Annotated in this window: 18 protein-coding genes; 12 read left to right on the top strand and 6 right to left on the bottom strand. The window is 66.3% G+C overall.

Features of this window, described 5'->3' with window-relative positions:
* Window positions 1-42 precede the first annotated feature (42 nt).
* A complete protein-coding gene (locus GWK63_RS11610) occupies window positions 43-1,308 on the top strand; it encodes an acyl-CoA dehydrogenase family protein (protein ID WP_034933333.1) in 1,266 nt (421 codons plus the stop codon).
* 99 nt (window positions 1,309-1,407) lie between these two features.
* Window positions 1,408-2,409, top strand: coding sequence for an asparaginase (locus GWK63_RS11605; protein WP_007399530.1), 1,002 nt, complete (start codon window positions 1,408-1,410; stop codon window positions 2,407-2,409).
* A 119-nt stretch (window positions 2,410-2,528) separates the two neighbouring features.
* Here the strand turns inward: GWK63_RS11605 and GWK63_RS11600 are convergent, their stop codons facing one another.
* Both GWK63_RS11600 and GWK63_RS11595 read right to left on the bottom strand, forming a co-directional pair.
* Window positions 2,529-3,662, bottom strand: a complete 1,134-nt coding sequence (locus GWK63_RS11600) for a hypothetical protein (RefSeq protein ID WP_039999522.1) — start codon at window positions 3,660-3,662, stop codon at window positions 2,529-2,531.
* Between the two features lie 194 nt (window positions 3,663-3,856).
* A complete protein-coding gene (locus tag GWK63_RS11595; protein WP_039999523.1) occupies window positions 3,857-5,308 on the bottom strand; it encodes an amino acid permease in 1,452 nt (483 codons plus the stop codon).
* Window positions 5,309-5,766: 458 nt separating this feature from the next.
* On the opposite strand from GWK63_RS11595, the gene GWK63_RS11590 reads away from it, so the two are divergent.
* Window positions 5,767-6,666 (top strand): hypothetical protein, encoded by a 900-nt coding sequence (locus GWK63_RS11590; RefSeq protein ID WP_099963177.1) that lies wholly within the window; start codon window positions 5,767-5,769, stop codon window positions 6,664-6,666.
* 35 nt (window positions 6,667-6,701) lie between these two features.
* Here GWK63_RS11590 and GWK63_RS11585 read toward each other — a convergent pair whose 3' ends face one another.
* Window positions 6,702-7,946: a hypothetical protein gene (locus tag GWK63_RS11585; protein WP_039999525.1), complete on the bottom strand. Its 1,245-nt coding sequence runs from the start codon at window positions 7,944-7,946 to the stop codon at window positions 6,702-6,704.
* 276 nt (window positions 7,947-8,222) lie between these two features.
* Here GWK63_RS11585 and GWK63_RS11580 point away from each other — a divergent pair, with 276 nt between their 5' ends.
* Window positions 8,223-8,879, top strand: a complete 657-nt coding sequence (locus GWK63_RS11580; protein WP_039999526.1) for a histidine phosphatase family protein — start codon at window positions 8,223-8,225, stop codon at window positions 8,877-8,879.
* On the opposite strand, the gene cobS is transcribed toward GWK63_RS11580, so the two are convergent.
* On the bottom strand, window positions 8,776-9,522 hold the full coding sequence (cobS, locus tag GWK63_RS11575; protein ID WP_223846521.1) for an adenosylcobinamide-GDP ribazoletransferase: 747 nt from the start codon (window positions 9,520-9,522) through the stop codon (window positions 8,776-8,778). The two genes, GWK63_RS11580 and cobS, sit on opposite strands and share 104 nt — an antisense overlap.
* Before the next feature lie 2 nt (window positions 9,523-9,524).
* Entirely contained in the window at window positions 9,525-10,553 is a 1,029-nt protein-coding gene (cobT, locus tag GWK63_RS11570; RefSeq protein ID WP_007399537.1) for a nicotinate-nucleotide--dimethylbenzimidazole phosphoribosyltransferase, read from the bottom strand.
* Window positions 10,554-10,605: 52 nt separating this feature from the next.
* Here cobT and cobU point away from each other — a divergent pair, with 52 nt between their 5' ends.
* From cobU to GWK63_RS11555, 3 genes are read left to right on the top strand one after another with little or no spacing between them, the layout of a single operon-like run.
* Window positions 10,606-11,145 carry a bifunctional adenosylcobinamide kinase/adenosylcobinamide-phosphate guanylyltransferase gene (cobU, locus tag GWK63_RS11565; RefSeq protein WP_223846520.1) on the top strand — a complete coding sequence of 180 codons (540 nt, stop codon included), beginning with the start codon at window positions 10,606-10,608 and terminating at the stop codon, window positions 11,143-11,145.
* The gene (gene cobO / locus GWK63_RS11560; RefSeq protein WP_007399539.1) at window positions 11,142-11,750 is read left to right on the top strand and encodes a cob(I)yrinic acid a,c-diamide adenosyltransferase; all 609 of its coding nucleotides are present in this window, start codon (window positions 11,142-11,144) and stop codon (window positions 11,748-11,750) included. Before cobU ends, cobO begins: the two co-directional genes overlap by 4 nt.
* Entirely contained in the window at window positions 11,750-13,261 is a 1,512-nt protein-coding gene (locus tag GWK63_RS11555; RefSeq protein WP_007399540.1) for a cobyric acid synthase, read from the top strand. The genes cobO and GWK63_RS11555 overlap by 1 nt, the downstream gene beginning before the upstream one ends.
* Here the strand turns inward: GWK63_RS11555 and cbiB are convergent.
* Complete coding sequence (gene cbiB, locus GWK63_RS11550; RefSeq protein ID WP_007399541.1) at window positions 13,220-14,227, bottom strand: adenosylcobinamide-phosphate synthase CbiB; 1,008 nt, start codon at window positions 14,225-14,227, stop codon at window positions 13,220-13,222. The two genes, GWK63_RS11555 and cbiB, sit on opposite strands and share 42 nt — an antisense overlap.
* 232 nt (window positions 14,228-14,459) lie before the next feature.
* On the opposite strand from cbiB, the gene GWK63_RS11545 reads away from it, so the two are divergent.
* From GWK63_RS11545 to GWK63_RS11525, 5 genes are all read left to right on the top strand, one after another.
* Window positions 14,460-14,741, top strand: coding sequence for a hypothetical protein (locus GWK63_RS11545; protein WP_034933297.1), 282 nt, complete (start codon window positions 14,460-14,462; stop codon window positions 14,739-14,741).
* Window positions 14,742-15,120: 379 nt separating this feature from the next.
* A complete protein-coding gene (locus GWK63_RS11540; RefSeq protein WP_007399544.1) occupies window positions 15,121-15,795 on the top strand; it encodes a gluconate 2-dehydrogenase subunit 3 family protein in 675 nt (224 codons plus the stop codon).
* Window positions 15,792-17,579 (top strand): GMC family oxidoreductase, encoded by a 1,788-nt coding sequence (locus GWK63_RS11535; protein ID WP_007399545.1) that lies wholly within the window; start codon window positions 15,792-15,794, stop codon window positions 17,577-17,579. Before GWK63_RS11540 ends, GWK63_RS11535 begins: the two co-directional genes overlap by 4 nt.
* Before the next feature lie 5 nt (window positions 17,580-17,584).
* A complete protein-coding gene (locus GWK63_RS11530; RefSeq protein WP_007399546.1) occupies window positions 17,585-18,910 on the top strand; it encodes a cytochrome c in 1,326 nt (441 codons plus the stop codon).
* Between the two features lie 81 nt (window positions 18,911-18,991).
* Window positions 18,992-20,200 carry an SMP-30/gluconolactonase/LRE family protein gene (locus tag GWK63_RS11525; RefSeq protein ID WP_039999630.1) on the top strand — a complete coding sequence of 403 codons (1,209 nt, stop codon included), beginning with the start codon at window positions 18,992-18,994 and terminating at the stop codon, window positions 20,198-20,200.
* The last annotated feature ends 5 nt before the right edge of the window (window positions 20,201-20,205 follow it).

Raw genomic sequence — 20,205 nt, 5'->3', positions numbered from 1 at the left:
CAGGGTGGTTGCCGGCCTGTTCCGTCTTTCCTATCGTGCGGCATGACCACATTGCCCACTGGCGGGTACTGCCTGCCCCCCCTGCTGCATGACCTGCTGCCCTCCCGTCCCGTAAGCGGGCCGGTGGGGGCGGTGCTGCTGCGTGTGCAGCATGTGCTCGATACCTGTATCGCGCCCACGGCGGTGCAGCGCGACCGCACTGGCGGCTACCCCCATCAGGCCATTGCCGCCCTGAAGCCCACCGGCATCCTTGCGCTGGCCGTGCCGGTGGAATGGGGCGGAATGGGCATGGGGCAGGACCTTTCGCTTGAACTCATGCTGCGCCTTGCCGTGGCAGACCCGGCGGTGGCCCAGATCTACAAGGTGCATGATGACCTGCTGCGGGAAATCTTTGCCTATGCGCCGGCGGGCCTGAAGGCGGAACTTGGCGCCCGCATCGTCAGTGACCATATCATACTGGGCATGGCGGTGGCGGAAAACGGGCGCACGGCCGACAGTTTCCTGCAGACACTGGCGCAGCCCGGCCCCGAGGGCACGCATTTCATATCGGGCCGCAAGATCTATGCCACGGGTGCATCGGGTGCGGATCTGGTGGCTGTCTCCTCATTCGATCCGGTAGCGGCACAGAAGGCGGGTTCGGTCCGCGCGGGCGTGCGCATGGACCTTGTGCCGCGTAATACGCCGGGCCTTGCCTTTCACCATGACTGGAACCGCATGGGCCAGCGTGCCACGGATTCCGGCACCGTGACACTGGACCGCGTGCGGGTGGCGGACAGGTGGAACGCGCTGTTGCCCGATGCCGACCTGCCCCGGCATGTGGCCCTGCGTTTTCAGGCCGGTTTCAGTGCAATCCTGACCGGTATCGGTATTGGCGCGGTGCGGGCCGTATGCGCATTCGTGCCCCGGCAGGCCCGGCCGTGGGGGGCGGCAGGGGTGGAAAGCGCGGATCAGGACCCCTATGTGCGCCGCCTGCTGGGTGAGATCGGGGCCGACCTGTTTGGCGCCTATTGCGCCGTGATGGCGGCGGGCCGGATGCTGGACCAGTATGAACAGGGGCAGGTGTCGCGTAATGCGGTGGCGATGGCGGCCAGTGCTGCGCGTTCGGTCGCCACGCGCGCGGGCCTGCGCGCGGCCAGCGATGCACCGGCGGCGGCGGGTGCGCGGGGCACGGATGCCGCCAACGCATTCGACCGCTACTGGCGCGATGCCCGCACCATATCCCTGCATGACCCCGTGGACTGGAAGAATGCCGAAATCGGCCGCCACCTGCTGACCGGCTGGGTGCCCGAACCGGGGCTTTACCAGTAAGCGTCCGTAACGCCCGCCACCGGGCGCCTTGCCGTTTGACACGGAACGGTGCGCGCGGGATTGATGGCCCGCACCGATCCGATCATGGGGAATCCCGGAATGCAGCGACCTGTCATAGCCATCATTTCCACTGGCGGCACCATCGCCCGGCAGGCGGCCGACCCGCGTGATACGGTGGATTATGCGGAAATTGGCACGAGCCTTGGTGGCGGCGACCTGCTGGCGGCCCTGCCGGCGGCGGTGCGGGCGCGCTTTGACGTGCGTGGCATTCCATTTTCAAGCTGCGACAGCGTGGAGATGACCCTGCCGCGCTGGTTTGAACTGGCCGGTGTTATCAGCCATGCCCTTGCCACGCAGCCCGACCTGAACGGAATTGTGGTCACGCACGGGACCTCGTCGCTGGAGGAGGCGGCCTGCTTCCTTGACCTGGTGCTGGACGTGGCCTGCCCCGTCGTGGTGGTGGGGGCCCAGCGTCCGGCCAGCGCCATCAGTGCGGATGGCCCGGCCAACCTGTTCGCGGCCCTGCTGGTGGCATCCGCCCCGCAGGCGGCAGGGCGGGGCGTGCTGGTGGTGGCGAATAACGAGATCCATGCGGCGCAGGAAGTCACCAAGGCTTCGACCTACCAGCTGGAGACCTTCCGTTCCCCCGATTTCGGGCCGGTTGGCATGGTCGAGGCCAATCGGGTCCTTTTTGGCCGCATGTCCGCCTACCGCCGGCACATTGGCTGGCCCGCCGGTTACGGCGCGGGCGGCGCAATCCCGCGCGTGGATATCTGCTACAGCCACGCCGGTGCCGATGGCGTGGGCATGCGTGCCTTTGTGGCGGCGGGGGCGCGTGGCCTGATTTCCGCGGGGATGCTGCCGGGCATGTGCACACCTGCCGAGAATGCGGCGCTGGATGAAGCCGTGGCCCGTGGCGTGGTGGTGGTGCAGGCCACCAGCGGCTATTGCGGCGGCGTGGTGCGGCGGCAGGACTTATGCCAGCGCGGCATTCTGGCAGCCGGGCATATGCGGCCAAGGCAGGCCCGCATCCTGCTTACACTGGCGCTCATGACCGGCATGGACCCGGCTGGCATGCAGGCGCTGTTTGACATGCCGTAAATCATGAAGAGGTTTTTGGTGAAGCTTTTTTCAAAAAGCTTCGAAGAACGCTGTCTTTTTGAAAAAAGGCAGCATCCAAGAACGTTTATCCTTGAATGGTCCTGCAGCGGGCACGGTTTTTAGAAAACACTGTTGAACGCCACCTGTGGTGAGATGACCTGCCCGGTATTGTGCCCGGCAAAGATGGCCGTCACCCCCGCAATCACGCCAAAACGGGGTGACCAGTTATATTCAACGGCCGGGGCAACCAGCCAGTCACCCGAAGCCTGGCCCGTCAGGGTCTGGTAGCGGCCCTGTGCGTCATGCCCGCGTACCACCACGCCATTGGCCCAGTCGCGTGCCAGATCCATGGCGATGACCCATTTCTGGTTCATGCCATATTCCAGTGAAAAACCGCTTTCCCCATACATGCCCGGATGGGCCAGCCCCCGGAACCCGGCGGTGGTGCCGTAGCTGGAGGTATCGGCAATATGGGCCTGCGTCAGCGCACGGCGGAATGTGCCCCACATGCGCAGCCGCAGTTCATGGTGGCCGGGCAGGGTATAGGTGGACTGTTCCGTCAGGGCCAGGCGGAAGGTATAGGTGCCCGTGCCCACGCCATCCTCATCGCGCCCGAGCCTTGTATAGTCGCCCGAGGGGAAGGCCACCCCCACGAACAGGCTCAGGGCCGGAATAAAGCGCCGTGGGTCCGCATCAAGGTAGCGCCACATCACATCCACCGGCAGGTCACCCATTTTCAGGCCGCTGGTCGTGCCACCATGCCCCCGGCGCCAGCCGTAGCTTATGTCCGGTGTCATCTGCAGGCTGACGGAATTGGTGAGGGAATATTTATAGAGCGTGAAGCTGGAAACCGCATGCGCCCGGTCATGGACCGGCATGCTGCCCCCCGTACTGCCCAGATACCCCACCGGCTGGCTGTAGGCGACATACGGCTCCCATGCAAAGACGCCCGCTTTCGTTAGCGCACCGGAAGGTGAGACGAGTGAGCCGGTATACCACTGGCTGTAGGTCTCCCGCTGTCCCTGCGAACCGGCGGCGGTGCCGTTGCCCGTGTTTTCCGCCCGTGCCGGGGCGACAGAGAGCACAAGGACCGATAGCGCAACGAATAATATTGATTCCGTTACCGGAATGTATGATGCTGCATGGTAGGGGTAGCCCGTCCCTGCCTGCAATGTGGCTGCATTGCACCGGGGGCGGCGGCCGGCGCATCGCACTGCGCGGGCACGTATCGTGGGAGACATGGTTGCGGCCATTTCCTGCTTTGGGCATCCCTTCACGCATGGCAGTGCGTGCCGGGTCCTGTTTATGGCTGATGGTACGGGAGGCTGGGTGTCGTGGGGCCATGCGCTGTGGCAGCAGGCACGGTGTCAGGGCATTTCCTGTTGTACTCCTTGCTTTGGCGGGACCGGCTGGACCGGCGGGGGAATGGCAGTTCCCCCGCCGTGTTTCATGCGCCCGGCGGGGGTATGTCCTGCGCCTGCGTGGCGTACGCCTCGCGGGCGGGGGCCAGGTATTTCCAGCCCGCCACCAGCAGCAGCCCGACCACCGGAATGCTGGCCAGCGTGCAGGTACCGTTTGGATAATCGCACGCCATCAGCACCACCACGCAGCCCAGAAAGGCCAGGGTGAGCCATGACGTGAAGGGCGCGCCCGGCATTTCAAAACCGGCGGGCGCGATCCGTCCGCTGCGTACCGCCTGCCGCAGCCTGATCTGGCTGAGCAGGATGAAGGCCCATGTGCTGATGATGCCAAGTGCTGCCATGTTCAGCACGATCTCGAACACCTGGGACGGTACGACATAGTTCAGCACCACCCCCACCAGATAGACCGCAACCGTAAGCAGGATGCCGTTGGCAGGCACGGAATGCGCGTTCATGCGCGCGAGCATGCCGGGTGCGGCCCCCCCAAGCGCCATGGCGCGCAGTACGCGCCCGGTGGAATACAGCCCGGAATTGAGGCTGGACAGGGCCGCGGTCAGCACCACGATGTTCATGATGGTATCGACACCGGGTATGCCCAGTGCCTCAAAAAAGGTCACGAACGGGCTGGTGCCCGCGTGATAGGCCGTCCAGGGCAGCAGATTGACCAGCAGCACGACCGAGAACACATAGAACAGCCCGATGCGCCAGATGACGCTGTTGATGCTGCGTGGCAGCACCGTGCGCACATCGGCGCATTCCCCCGCCGCCGTGCCGATCAGTTCAATGCCGGAATAGGCGAACACCACGCCCTGTACCAGCAGCAGGCACGGGATCAGCCCGTGGGGAAAGAGGCCGCCATTATCGGCAATCAGGTGCAGCCCCGTCTGGTGGCCGCCCACCGGCATGCGCACGCCCAGGATCACGCTGCCAATGACCAGGAACAGGCACAGTGCGACGATCTTGATTAGGGAGAACCAGAACTCGATTTCCCCGAACCACTTCACGCCCACCATGTTCAGCGTCGTGACAATGCCCAGCGCCATAAGGGCGAAGGCCCATTGCGGCACGGCGGCGAACGTGCCCCAGAAATGCATGTACAGCGCCACCGCCGTAATATCGACAATGCCCGTCATGGCCCAGTTCAGGAATGACAGCCATCCCGCGACAAAGGCCGCCTTTTCCCCCAGGAATTCCCGCGCATAGGAAACAAAGCTGCCACAGGTCGGGCGGTACATCACCAGTTCACCCAGGGCGCGCATGATCAGGAACGAGAACAGCCCGCAGACCAGATACACCAGCGCCAGCGACGGACCCGCCGCCTGCAGCCGCGACCCGGCCCCCAGGAACAGCCCGGTCCCGATCGCGCCGCCAACGGCGATCATCTGGATCTGGCGTGCGCCAAGGCCCTTGTGATAGCCGTCATTTTCCTCTGGCAGGATGGGCGTGCCGTCTTCCTGCGCGGGGTCGGGTCTGGTCATGCTGGGGTCTCCGCCATGATCGGCACGGGGGGGAGGGGCGGAATGCATCGGATAACGGGCGGTCGGGGATGTGGCATCCGTTCAGCCTGCAACAGTGGGGGTGGTGACGGCCGCATGCTGGCGTAATAAGGGTAACCCCATGGCCCGGCCGGCATGGGCGGTCAGGGCGAGGGCGACGGTCGTGTATAAAAAAGATGCAGTTTCGGTTTCCGTTCCGCCCTGGCCTGTCCCGCGCCGCCAGTCCGCCGTATCAGACGGGTCCTGGCCGGGAACATGCAAAAGGGTGGAAAGAAATATCATGTGGCATCAGACAGTTGTTCTGCGGCGAACATTGTCAGACGGAATAACCGCTGACAAGCATGGATGCCTTGATAAATGCGTTATGACTAAAAAACAGACATTTTTTTCAAAACATCAGCAATTAATGCATGATTATTAAGCGATTGGGTCGATGGAACATGCTTGAAATGGAATCTGCGGGGCGGTGGCGGTCAGGCCGGTCGGGCATGATGCTGGCGGGCGTGCTGGCTGCCCTGCTGTTCATTACGCCGGCCCGCGCCGATAACGAGCGCTTCGATGGCAGCGAACTGGCGCATGACGCGCCCCAGTATTTCGTGCTGCGCCCGGAGGGGTTGGCCGGTGCGGGTGATACGGGGGAACTGCGCCTGTCGGAAAATGCGATAGACCTGACCAATGGCGAACAGCTGGAAGTGACACTGGTGCCCGCCCGCGCCGGCCATCTGGTCTATCAGGTGGAATATGGCCAGAACCCGCGCCTGCCCGCGGGGGGGCAGCTGTGCCCCCTGCCGCTCAATCCGCTGTACCTGGATTTTGAAAGCCAGCCGGACAGACCGGAACTGTATGACATGAGCCTGTACTGCGGTTCCCGCCCGGTGCCGTTCGGCGCCATCTCCCCTGATCGGCGGGCCGGCCTGTTCCATTACCGCCGCGCGGCCGATGCCCTGTGGGCCCATAGCAAGGCTGAAAGTGGCTACCTGCATGGCGCCATGGTGCAGTACTGCGCCACCCATCACGACGCGGCGGGAAGTGACGCCTGCACCCGCAGGGAGGAAGCGGCCTATGCCACCATCATGGCCCGCAGGCTGCCCGCCCCGGTACTGCGGCAGTGCGCGTCCTATGTGACGGGCCTGGGCGCGCATGCGGGGTATGTCAGTTTTACCGGCCTGCTCAACTGCACGCGGGTGCGGGACAGCCGTGCCCTGTTTGATTACTGCAGCGCGCGCATAACCGGCCAGAAACGGGTGGACGACACGCATTTCCTTGATGACAGCCCGGCCCAGGCACAGGGGGCGGCACTCTGCTTCAATGCCCTCGCGGCGCGACAGGCGCGCGAATAGGGCCGCCAGTGGTGCAGGGGGCCGGATCGGGTGTGTCAGGCGACGTCGGGTACTTCAATGCCTGATACGAATTTGAATATGTCTTCATGGTGCAGCAGGAAGATGCGGTGCTTCTTGCCCAGCAGCAGCGCCTCCTGCGTATAGGGCGCGTTGGAGACGATGGCGCCGATATTGGCCTTGCTGTCCGTCTTTTCCTTAATACCCTGCAGGATCACGTCATCATGCACCGGCCGGCGGTCCATCCAGCAGTGGACCAGCATTTTCAGGTTGTTCCTGTGCCCCTGTATGACCGTGCCAAGGCCGGTGGCCACGGGGGGGTGGGTCTCCCATCCGGCCTTTTCGATCCATTGTGAACAGAAGGCGGCATATTCTTCCTGGTTCATGTCCTGATGATAGAAACCGGGGGTGATGGAACCGTCCTGGGGGCGGCCGGGGGTACCGGCCGCCATGGTGGTGATGTGCGCCAGTACCGCCCTGCGTATGCCCGGCCATGACGCGCCGCGGCCGGAACGGGCAAGGGCGGGGATGAGGGTGGCATGCGTGAAGCGTTCCACATGCGTCTCCCACGGGGTATGGGACGGGCCGTTCCCCGCCTGTGCCTGCCGGTACCAGCGGGCCAGCATGGGGCGGTGGCGCTCGGCCAGTTCCATGCACTGGCGGATGGCCCCGCGCCGGCGCGTCATGCGCCAGCCCGCGCGCAGGATAAGGATCATTACCCATGCCGCCCCGCCCGCCAGCATCAGCGTCAGGATCAGGGAACCCAGCTTCTGGAAGCCACGGGTCATGAAGAAGATGTCCGTGGGCAGCGGCGTTTCCGCATGCTGCACGATAACCGGGGCGACCGGGTGCGCCAGCGGTGCGTCCGGTGCCGTGGGTTCGGGCGTGGGATGCGGGGGTGTGAGGGGTGCGGGCGCGTGCCGTTCGGCCGGTGTCGCGGCCGGTCCGGCCAGCGGGGGGGCAAGGGGGGTGATATCCCCTGTCATGAAATAGAGCGGCGGCAGCCCCGGCATGGGGGGCACGCGGCGCATGAGCGGCAGCCCGTTGCGGTTGGCGATCTTTTCCCACCGGACATCGGGCGTGACCAGATGGCAGTCCCCCTGGCGGAACAGGGTCCTGCGCCAGGCGGGTGACTGCTGGGCGGTAATGGTGTGGTCGGACAGGCTGCGCAGGATCACGTCATCGCCACAGGCCAGCGTGGGATGGGTCACGCCGAAAAGGCCCGCGGCACTGGCGCCGGCAGGCAGGCACAGGAGCAGGCAGGCACTGGCCCATATCCGCATGATGCTCTTTATCCTTCCGGTCTGGAGAACAGGCTGGTGCAGACCCGGGGTATTCGGCAAATAAGGATGTACAAAGATACTGATGCCGATATGCAGAACAAGAGTCCTTTTGTAAACAGGCTTTATTTGGTCCGGTACGTTCGGTTTTTGTCCTGTGGCGGCAGGAAGGTCAGAAAGTGGCATGTTCCTATCGGGTAGCTGCCCCCTTGTCCGTCTTATGGCGGCGGGCATGAACATCGCGGATGCTGGCCGGGACATGTTGGAAGGCAGGAGCGGATGACTGACCGTTTTGCAATTGTGCTGGCCCGCCATCCCGCGGTTATGGGGGTGGAAGGCCTGTGTTACGGCCAGCGTGACGTGGCCCTGGCCGATGGGTGGGAGCGTATGGCCGATGGCCTGCGTACCGTCATGCAGGGGGTGGGATGCCGGATTCTGTTTTCCTCTCCCGCCCGGCGCTGCCGGATGGTGGCGGAACGGGTGGCGCAATTCATGAATCTGGAACTGCGGGTGGATTCACGTCTGCGTGAAATCAGCTTCGGGGAGTGGGAAGGCCGCCCCTGGAATCGCATTTCCCGCACGGCACTGGATGCGTGGGCCGCCGATGTAAGTGGATTCACCCCCCCCGGCGGGGAAAGCGGGGGCGCGCTGCGGGCCCGCGTGCGCCATTTCTGGAAGGACATGCAGGAAGGCGCCCAGCCCTGCGGGGTGATTACCCATGGGGGGCCGCTGCGTCTCATGCAGGGCATGGTTCACGGCGGGCCGGGTAGCCTGCTCGCGCCATCCCCGCCGCTGGGGTCGGTGCGGGTTGTCGAACAGGGGAATCCCCTGTTCACGACAGGGCGGTCAGAACCGCGCATTCCGTCACGACTGCCGTTGCACCAAGAACGTCGCCGGTCTGTCCGCCAAGCTGCCACCGTGCAAGGCGGCACATGACGCCGGTGGCCGCGACGGCCACGACCATCGCCACGACCGCCCGCGCGCCGGGCAGCAGCAGGGCCGTAAGGGCACCGGTCAGGCACAGGCACGCCGCCAGCGCCGGGCGGGGCAGGGTGCGCAGGGTGCTGGCCAGCCCGTCGCCGCGGGCGGGGGGCAGGCGCCACAGCAGCACGACCATGCCGGCACGGGCCAGCGCGCCCGCCACGGGCAGGGCCACAAGCGCCATCATGCCCGGCATGGCGGCCAGCGCCCCGACACGGACCAGCATGGCCACCGCCAGCGCCATCACGCCATAGCTGCCCACACGGCTGTCACGCATGATTTCCAGCTTGCGCGCGCGCCCACGCCCGCCGCCACAGCCATCGGCCATGTCCGCCAGCCCGTCCTCATGCAGGCCGCCACACAGCAGGAGCTGCATGCCAATGCTCCATGCCGCGGCGGGCAGGGTGGCAAGGCCGCACTGCAGCAGGCCGGCATAGGCAAGGCCCGTAGCCCCCCCCAGCAGCGCGCCCACCAGCGGCCAGCACCATATGCTGCGCGCCATGGAACAGGGCAGTCCGTCGCCTGCCAGCCACCCGGTGGGCAGGCGGCTGAGCAGGCCGATGCCGCACACCAGGTCGGCACGCAGGCGGGCGGGCATGCTCATTCCCGTCCGCTGACCTGTGCCTGTGCAAAGGTGGCCATGCCGCACAGGCAGGCGGTGGCGGCGCGCACCAGCGGGATGGCCAGTCCCGCGCCCGAGCCTTCGCCCAGCCGCAGCCCAAGGTCCAGCAGCGGCGACAGGCCAAGGGCGGTGGCAAGACGGGCATGCCCGCTTTCGGCCGAGCAGTGGGCCAGCCGGGTATGCTCAAGGCCGCCGGGCTGAAGCACCCCCAGCGGGGCCACGGCGGCCGTGCAGATGAAGCCATCAAGCAGCACGGGAATATTGTGGTGGCGCGCGGCAATGGCGGCGCCCAGCATGGCGGCCAGTTCGTGGCCACCCAGATGGCGCATCACCTCCAGCGGGTCATGCAGGTGCGGCGCGTGGGCGGCCAGCGCGCGATCGACTACCTGCGCCTTGTGGCGCACGCCCGCATCATCCAGCCCGGTGCCGCGCCCGGCCCATGTCGCGCCCCCGCCGCCAAACAGGCCGGCGCATACGGCGGCGGCGGCGGTTGTGTTGCCAATTCCCATTTCCCCAAGGCACAGCAGGTCCGTGCCGGGCCGCACCGCCGCCATGCCGGTGGCAATGGCGTGCAGGAAGGCAGGCATTTCCATGGCAGGGGCCTGTGTGAAATCCGCCGTCGGGCGCAGTTCCGCCACCGCAACCACGCGCAGCCGGGCGCTGGCCACGCGCGCGATCTGGTTGATGGCCGCCCCCCCGTTGCGGAAGTTCTCGACCATCTGGCGCGTGACATCGGCGGGCCATGGGGTGACGCCCTGCGCGGTCACGCCATGGTTGCCCGCAAAGACAAGGATCTCGACCCGCTCGGCACGCGGCCACGCGGTGCGCTGCCACCGGCCGGTCCAGCGTGCCAGTTCCTCCAGCCGGCCAAGGCTGCCCGGCGGCTTGGTCAGGCTGGAATCATGCCGGGCGATGGCGTGGTCCGCCGCCATGTCGGCATCGGGAAGGGTCATGCACAGCGCGCGCAGCGCGGCCATGTCCTGTGGGGGGGAAAGACGGGATGGCATGCACAGCGTTGTGTGGTCTTATGGGCCGTGATGCAAGATGGCGGAGAATAAAATGAAGGCGCACCCCCATCAGGGCGGCTTTGGTGGCAGGCAGGGCTGCATTTTTGTGCTGGGTGGCGCCCGTTCGGGCAAAAGCCGCGTGGCGGAGGGACTGTTTGCCCGATGGCCCGCGCCATGGACCTATCTTGCCACCTGCCAGCCGCATGACGGGGAAATGGAAACCCGCATCGCCACCCACCGCGCGCGCAGGGGGGAAGGATGGCGCACGGTGGAGGCGCCGCTGGACCTGCCGCGCGCGCTGGACGGGGCGGCTGCCAGCCCCGTGTTGGTGGACTGCCTGACCCTGTGGCTGACCAATCTCATGCTGGCGGAGCGTGATGTGGCGCAGGCAACGCAGGAACTGCTGGCCGCCCTGGGGCGCCGGACGGGGCCGACGGTGCTGGTCTCGAACGAGGTGGGGCAGGGGATCGTGCCCGACAATGCGCTGGCCCGGCGCTTCCGTGATGAGGCGGGTCTGCTGCATCAGGCTATTGCGCGGGAGGCCGCGCGTGTTGTCTTTGTGGTGGCAGGCCTGTCAATGGAGATGAAATGACCCTTACCCCCGAAGAAATCCGCCACCGTGAAAAGATGGCCAGGCGCAAGGAAGTGCAGGACAGGGAAGTCAGCAGCAAATCCATCGAGAAGGGATTGCTGGCCGTGCATACCGGCGCGGGCAAGGGCAAGTCCACCGCCGCCTTCGGCATGGCCCTGCGCACGCTGGCGCATGGGGGGCGGATCGTGGTGATCCAGTTCATCAAGGGGGCATGGAATACAGGCGAGCGCAAGGCGCTGGAACGCTTTGGCGACCAGGTGGAATGGCATGCGCTGGGCGAAGGCTTTACCTGGAACACCCAGGACCGCGCGCGCGACATCGCCAACTGCCGGGCGGCATGGGAGCAGGCGCGCGCGGCATTGCGGCGCGCGGATGTCAGCATGGTGATCCTTGATGAACTCAACATCGCGCTGCGTTATGACTACCTGCCTATCGAGGAGGTGCTGGCCGATATTGCCGCCCGCCCCGCCATGCAGCATGTGGTCGTGACCGGGCGCAACGCCCGCCCCGCCATGATCGAGGCCGCCGATCTGGTGACCGAGATGACGCAGGTGGCCCATCACTTCAGGAAGGGGGTCAAGGCGCAGGCCGGGATCGAGTTCTGATGCCGCCGCGTGCGCTGATGCTGCAGGGCACCGGATCGTCGGTTGGCAAGTCGGTGCTGGTGGCCGGGCTGGCCCGCGCGCTGGTCCGGCGCGGGTTGCGGGTGCGGCCGTTCAAGCCGCAGAACATGTCCAACAACGCGGCCGTGACGCAGGATGGCGGAGAGATCGGGCGTGCGCAGGCGCTTCAGGCCCGTGCCTGCGGCGTGCCGCCGGTGGTGGACATGAACCCGGTCCTGCTCAAGCCGCAGGGCATGACCGGCTCACAGCTTGTGGTGCGTGGCAGGGTACGCGGGCAGGTGCGCGCGCGCGATTTCCAGTCCTTCAAGCGCGGCCTGATGCCCGAGGTGCTGGAGAGTTTTCATAGCCTCGCGGCACAGGCGGACATCGTGCTGGTGGAGGGGGCGGGTTCCGCGTCCGAGATCAACCTGCGCGAAGATGACATCGCCAACATGGGCTTCGCACAGGCGGCCGGCATCGATGTGGTGCTGGTGGGCGATATCGATCGCGGCGGGGTCATTGCCAGCCTTGTGGGCACGCAGGCCGTGGTGGCACCGCAGGATGCGCGGCGCATAAAGGGTTTTATCGTCAATCGCATGCGCGGCGACCCGTCACTGTTCGCTGCGGGCATGGGGGCGGTTGCGGCCCGCACGGGCTGGCGGCCCATCGGTCTTGTACCGTTCCTTGATCGCGTGCGCGACCTGCCGGCGGAAGATGCCGCCGACCTTGCGCCCGGTGGCCCGGTGGCGGGCGGTGGCATACGCATTGCCGTGCCCTGCCTGCCCATGATCGCCAATTTCGATGATCTCGACCCCCTTGCGGCGGAGGATGGCGTCTCGCTTCGCATGGTGGCACGCGGGCAGGTGCTGCCGCCCTGCGACCTGATCATCCTGCCCGGTGCCAAGGCCACGATTGCCGACCTTGCAGTGCTGCGGGCCGAAGGGTGGGATGTCGACATCCTGGCCCATGTGCGCCGGGGGGGGCATGTGCTGGGCATATGCGGTGGCTACCAGATGCTGGGGCAGGGCATTGCCGATCCCGACGGGATCGAGGGGCCACCCGCCACGGTGCCGGGGCTGGGCCTGCTGGATGTGACCACAGTGCTGGAAGGCGGCAAGCGGCTGGAGGACGTCACGGGCCTTCTCCTGCCCGAACGGGTCCGCCTGCGGGGGTACGAGATGCACATGGGGCGAACCGATGGTCCCGATCATGCCAGCCGTCCCCTGATTGACCTGGACGGTCGGCCCGATGGCGCGGTCAGCCCGTCGGGGCGGGTCTGGGGCACCTATGTGCATGGCCTGCTGGCCGATGGTACCGCGCGGGCGGCGCTGCTGGCGCGTCTGGGCGGTGTATCGCATGGCCATGACCATGACGTGCGGATTGATATGGCCCTTGATGCGCTGGCCGACCATCTGGAAGCGCATCTTGATATCGACGCCCTGCTGGCGCTGGCCCGGCCCGTAAACCCCGCTTCAGCGTCCGCGCAGGCGCCGTGCGAGCAGGCCGAGGGCTGAAAGGCCCGTCAGGGTCTGGATCAGGCAGGCACGGCGGTACAGGGCCAGCGCGCGTGACAGGTCATCCGGGCGCAGGGTGGGCGTGCCGTCGCCCACCCACGGTTCGGCAACCTGCACGCCGTTATAGGCGCGCGGGCCGGACAGGCGTATGCCCAGCGCGCCGGCCATCGCGGCCTCCGGCCAGCCCGCGTTGGGGGAGCGGTGGGCGCGGGCATCGCGCCATACGATGCGCAGTGCGGCCCGGGTCCGCATGCCCGGCAGGGTCAGGCTTGCCAGGATGATCCACAGGGCCGACAGGCGGGAAGCAGGCAGGTTGACCAGATCATCCAGCCGGGCCGCGGCATAGCCAAAGGCTTCATGCCGTGGCGTACGGTGGCCGATCATGCTGTCCGCCGTGTTGACGGATTTGTAGAAGACCGCGCCCGGCAGGCCGCCCGCCGCCATCCAGAGCAGGGGGGCCACGATTCCGTCGGAAAAGTTTTCGGCCAGTGTCTCGGTCGCGGCACGCAGTACGCCCGCTTCGTCAAGCTGTTCGGGGTCCCGTCCCACAATGTGGGATACGGCCCTGCGGGCAGCAGGCAGGCTTTCCCGTGCCGCCTGTTCCACCGCGCGCACATGGTCATGCAGGGAACGCTGGGCCACAAGCGTACTGGCCAGTACGGCGGTCACCGGCAGTGCCAGCCAATGCGGCAGGAACCGTCGGATCAGGCGGGTGGCCACCATGGCGATGGCGGTGGGGATGGCCGCGATCAGCCCCGTCGCCATAAATCCGGCCAGTCTGCGCTGGCGCTGCGTGCGGCATGAAGTGTTGAATCGCCGGTCAAGACGGCCGATCAGCCCGCCAATCCATATGACCGGATGCCCGATCCGGCGCACCAGCGCCTGCGGATAGCCCAGCGCCGCATCAGTGACGGAAGCCAGACAACTGGTGCCAAGGGTCTGCAACAGGAAAAGGGATGCGCGCATGAAGGGTGGATATTGCCCGTCCCGAAACGGGTCAAGCCAGTGTCGGGTAGCCGGAGGATATGTAGGAAGGGGCGGCAGGGTCTCGCGCCCGCATGGCCTTGACAGGAAACAGGGGGGCTGCCCGAATATGGAAATGGCGCTGGATTGCCGTTTCCCGCCTGTTCCGCGCGCCTGTGGGGGTGCCGGCAGGCTGCATTATTTTATTTCATATCCGTATTTGAGGTCAGGCGACATGGATGACAATGTAAAACCCGTGCCCCGCACCCCCCGTTCCGGCAGGACGGCAGGGCGCGCGAAGTCAGCCACGGGCGCGGGCACCACCGGGCCGTCGGGCCGGAGCCGGGCCGGACAGGGCAGCGGCAAGCCGGGGCAGGCCCGCACCGATGGCCGGACGGCACGCGCCAGGGCAGCGCCCCGCCGTTCGGCGGTGGCGGCATGGCGGGCGGCGCGGGCCGCGCGCAGGCAGGCCCGGCTGGACCGTCTGGCCGCCCGGACAGCGGAACACGACCAGTAAAAGGCCATATGGCGGCGGGACATCATCATGAAATGACATCGCAGTAAAAAGGAATGGGGATGCCCGGCTGGCGTCTTTTCCCGACAGGGCGGCATCCGGCGATGGGTTACGACAGACGCCCCATTAGACTGTCTTACCCGGCGATGGACATTCCCGGGCGGGCGGCAGGCCCGTTTTCAGGACTGGCTTTTCAGGCTTTAATTTGTGAGGGAATGCGGCAGCGCCGTTTTTTGCCGATCATATTTTCTTGCATTAATGAAAATGACGGGAAAAGGCTCTAGGCATTCCGGTGGGCCTCACGGATATTGTGAGGTGCCACGGACCATGCGGATATTGTGTAGCGGGAAGAGATTTTTTGGGTACTGGCGGTTTACGGTTCATGTCGTCGCGGCGGCGGTTCATGCAGGGACTGGCCGGAGCCGCGGCCTGCGGCACGGTCCTGGCTTCATCCGGGCGGGCCGGGCCGGTTGCGGCGTCCCCCTACAGGCCGCAGTTTTTCGATGCGGCCGAATGGGCATTCCTTGTTGCGGCCTGTGATCGGCTGATCCCCGCCGATGCCAGTGGCCCCGGTGCCGTGGCGCTGGATGTGCCCCGCTTCATCGACCGCCAGATGGATACCCCCTATGCCCATGGCGCGCAGTGGTACATGAACGGCCCCTTCATGGCCGGACCGGATAATCTGGGCTACCAGCTGCCCTATGCCCCGCGTGAACTGTACCGCCATGGCATCGCGGGCATGAATGCCCATGCCGCCACCCGGCACGGCAGGCCCTTTGCCGCCCTGTCCGCCGCATTGCAGGATGACCTGCTGCGCGCGGCGGAAAGGGGCAGTCTGGTATTCGGGGATGTTCCATCCGCCACCTTTTTCGAGCAGTTGCTGGCCAACGTGATGGAAGGCGCCTTCAGCGACCCCATCCACGGCGGCAATACCGGGATGGGCGGATGGGCCATGCTGGGTTTTCCCGGCGCGCGGGCCGATTTCATGGACTGGGTGGACCAGTACGGCGTGCATTACCCGCTGGGCAGCGTCTCCATTTCGGGGGAGCGGGCATGAGCACGGACGCACGCAGGCTGGACCCGGTCGATGTGGTGATTGTGGGTGGCGGCTGGGCGGGCTGCATCATGGCCAAGGAAATGACCGAGGCCGGGCGTTCGGTCGTGGTGCTGGAGCGGGGGTCGGACCGCAGCACGGCATCCGATGGCGCCTATCCCGCCTCGATTGACGAGCTGGAGGGCAATTTCCGCTACAAGCTGTTCCAGGATCTCTCGAAACATACCGTCACCATCCGCAACAACAGCCGGCAGGTGGCGCTGCCCTACCGCCGCATGGCCGCCTTCCTGCCCGGTGAGGGGGTGGGGGGCGCGGGGCTGCACTGGTCGGGCGTGCATTTCCGCATTCCGCCGGATGACCTGCGGCTGCGCACGCGCGTGATCGAGAAATATGGCGCCAAATTCATTCCTGAAGGTATGAACCTGCAGGATTACGGCGTGACGTATGAGGAACTGGAACCCTTCTTTGACAGGGCGGAGAAGGTATTCGGCACGTCTGGCGAGGCGTACAAGGTCAATGGCCAGGTAGTGGGGAAGGGGAATGTGTTCTCCCCCTCGCGCTCCGATCATTTCCCGCTGCCCGCGCTGAAGGATGTCTATACCGCCCACCTGTTCCGCAAGGCGGCGACGGAGGCAGGCTTCCACCCCTATTCCCTGCCTGCCGCCAATGCATCGCGCCAGTATGTCAATCCGTATGGCGCGCAGATGGGGCCGTGCAATTTCTGCGGTTATTGCAGCGGTTATGCCTGTTACATGTATTCTAAGGCATCGCCCAATGTGAACATCCTGCCGGTACTGCGCCGCCATCCGCTGTTTGAACTGCGGGCGGGCTGCAATGTGCTGAAGGTGGAACTGGATTCCGATGGCAGGCGTGCCACCGGCGTGACCTATGCCGATGCCGAAGGCAACACCGTGACCCAGCCTGCCGAACTGGTCATCCTGAGCGCCTTCCAGTTCCATAACGTGCGGCTCATGCTGCTCTCGGGCATTGGCAAGCCCTATGACCCGGCCAGGAATGAAGGCGTGGTGGGGCGTAATTTCGTCTACCAGAACGTAACCACCAGCACCGTCTGGCTCGACCCGAAGGTCGAGACCAACCAGTATGTCGGCACCGGCGGTGGTGGTGTGGCGTTTGATGATTTCAACAGCGAGAATTTCGACCACGGGCCGCTGGGTTTTGTGGGCGGTTCGCCCGTGTGGGTCAACCAGGCGGGGGTCAAGGCCATTGCGGCGGCGTATTCCGGCGGGCCGCCGGGCACGCCGCGCTGGGGCAGCGCGTGGAAGGCGGGCATGATCGATACCTACCGCCATTCCCTGCGCATTGACGCGCACGGGACCAACATGGCCTACCGTGACGTGTATCTGGACCTGGACCCGACATGGAAGGACGCGCACGGCCAGCCCCTGCTGCGCATGACCTTTGACTGGAAAGACAATGATATCCGCATGAACCGCTACGTGGTCGATAAAATCGGTAACGTTGCGAAGGCCATGGGCGCGCGCCGGGTGCATCTGACCAGCCGGGAGTTCGGCAAGCCCTTTGATACGCGGCAGTACCAGACCACCCATCTGGGTGGCGGCGCGGTAATGGGCACGGACCCCGGCACCAGCGCGCTCAACCGCTACCTGCAGTCATGGGATGTGCATAATGTCTTTGTAATCGGGGCGAATGCCTTCCCGCAGGGGACGGGCTACAACCCGACCGGCATGGTCGCGGCCCTGGCATACTGGGCGGCGCACCATATCCGCACCACCTATCTTGCCCGGCCCGGACCGCTGGCGGGGTGAGGGGCATGAAGCGGAACATCGCGCGCTGCCTGCTGGCGGTGGCGGGGCTTGTGGCCCCGATCCTGCCCGCCAGTGGCGCGCGGGCGCAGGATGATGTGGTGGCGCGGGGCGAATATGTGGCCATCGCATCCGATTGCGGTGCCTGCCATACCGTGCCCGGCGGCGCGCCCTTCGCGGGCGGGCTTGCGTTCCACCTGCCCACGGGCACGCTGTACGCGCCCAACATCACGCCCGACCCGAAGGCGGGCATCGGGCAGTATTCCGAGGCCGAATTCGCCCGTGCCCTGCAAAAGGGCATCCGCCGTGACGGGAGCAGCCTGTACCCGGCCATGCCCTATCCCTCCTATGCGCGCATGACGGATGAGGACATGCATGCGCTGTATGTCTACTTCATGCGCGGCGTCAAACCCGTGGCCACCCCGATCGTGCAGGATGGCATGACCTGGCCGCTGTCCATGCGCTGGCCGCTGACCATCTGGCGCTGGCTGTTCGCGCCCGACCCGCAGGCGGTGCGGCAGGCCATGGCCGCGCGCCAGTTCCCTGATCCGCTGGTGGCCCGTGGCAGCTATCTGGTCGAGGGGCCGGGCCATTGCGGGGCCTGCCATACGCCACGCGCCATCACCATGCAGGAAAAGGCCCTGACGGCACAGGACGGCCCGCTTTACCTGTCCGGTGGCGATGCGGTTGATGGCTGGCGTCCCGTCAGCCTGCGTGGCGAGGACCGCACGGGGCTGGGCCGGTGGAGCGAGCAGGACATCACGCGCTTCCTTGCCACCGGGCGCATGCCGCTGGGGGCGGCGTTTGGCGGCATGACCGATGCCATTGGCCATGGCACCCAGCACATGAGTGATGAGGACCGTCTGGCCATTGCCCGCTATCTCAAGACCCTTTCCCCCACCGCCCATACCGTGGCGGGCGGCTGGACCTATGACCCCGCCGCCAGTCAGGCGCTGCACGCAGGCGATGTCTCGGCCCGGGGCGCGCGGCTGTATGTGGACAGCTGTGCCGCCTGCCACCGCACCGACGGGCACGGCTATCCCACCACCTTCCCGCCGCTGGCGGGCAACCCGGTGGTGATGGACCCGGTCCCCGACTCCCTTATCCGCATCGTGCTGGAGGGCAATACCCTGCGCGCCACCCGGCAGGCACCGTCCGCCTTTGTCATGCCCGGATTCGCCGCCCGCATGGATGACGGGGCGGTGGCCGATACGGTGACCTTCATCCGGGCGGCATGGGGCAATGGCGCGCCCGGGGTTACCGCCGCCGATGTGGGCCGGGTCCGCCGCACCCTCTCGCCCGCGCATCCACCGGCTTCCCTTCCCATGAACTGATTGTGAACAGCCCTGTGGCCCGCCTCCGGTTGTCCCGCACGCCGGGGCCTGCATGAATGGGGCGGCAGCATGGGGGAAATGATGAAGAAGTCCAGGCACAGACGGACCCGCCTGTGTGTCATCATGCCCCTGCTGGTGGGCATGGGGGGCATGGCGCATGCGGCTCCGCCCGCATCGGAGGCGACCAATCGCGATCACGGCATCGCCTCATCCGGCCCGTTCGAGGTCGTGGCCCGGTTCGAGGGGCCGGGGCCATCGGGCATCGCCGTCACCCATGGGCGGGTGTTCGTGGGGTTTCCGCGCCATGCGGTCAACCACAGGGGGGCAACGCTGGCGGAACTGAAGGATGGCAGGCTGTATCCCTATCCCGATGCGGCGCACAGCATGCCCTCCGACCGTCCGGCCGCGGAGCGGCTCATGTCCATCCACGGCATGACAACCGATACGCAGGGCCGCCTGTGGGCCATTGATGACGGCAAGCTGGCGGGCCAGCCACTGGCGCCGGGGGCGGCCAAGGTCATCGGTATCGACCCGGCGACCAACCGCATCTTCGCCAGCATCATCCTGCATGCGCCCGCCCTGCTGCCCGACAGCCACATGAACGACCTGCGCGTGGACCTGACCCATGGGGCGCAGGGTACGGTCTATGTCACGGATTCCTCGTTCGGCATGTCGCCCGCCCTTGTGGTGGTGGATATCGCGACCGGCCGCCAGCGCCGCGTGCTGGCCGACCATCCCTCCATCAAGGCCGAGCGCGGCTTCATGGCGGTGGTGGAGGGGCGGCCGCTGGTATTCGATCCGCCACGGCACCCGCCCGCCTTTGTCTGGGGCGGGGTGGATGGCATCACGCTTTCACCCGACGGGGAGACGCTGTACTACAGCCAGCTGACCGGCAGGCGGCTGTACGGCATTCCCACCCGCCTGCTGTCCGATTTTTCGAAGGATGATGCCCGGCTTGCCGCCGGTATCCGTGACCTGGGGGAAAAGGGGGTGGCCGACGGGCTGGCCAGTGATGCGCAGGGGCGCATCTACACCACCAATTTCGAGCATGACGCCATCTTCCGCCGCAATGCCGATGGCTCGTTCGAGACCATGGTGCATGACCCGCGCGTGCTTTCACCCGATGGCATATTTGTCGATGGCAACATGGTGTACTGCACGCTCGGGCAATGGAACCGCCTGGGCGGCCTGAACGGGGGGCATGACCTGCGGGTGCCGCCCTATTACCTGATCCGCTTCCCCACCGATCCGGCCCCCGCCGTGGATGCCACCAGACCGGCCCCCGGCTAGTTGCC

The organism is Komagataeibacter rhaeticus (assembly GCF_011611525.1).
GTDB classification, from domain to species: Bacteria; Pseudomonadota; Alphaproteobacteria; order Acetobacterales; family Acetobacteraceae; genus Komagataeibacter; species Komagataeibacter rhaeticus.
The sequence above is the reverse complement of the archived record's forward strand: the minus strand, read 5'-3'. Positions and strand labels throughout refer to the sequence as shown.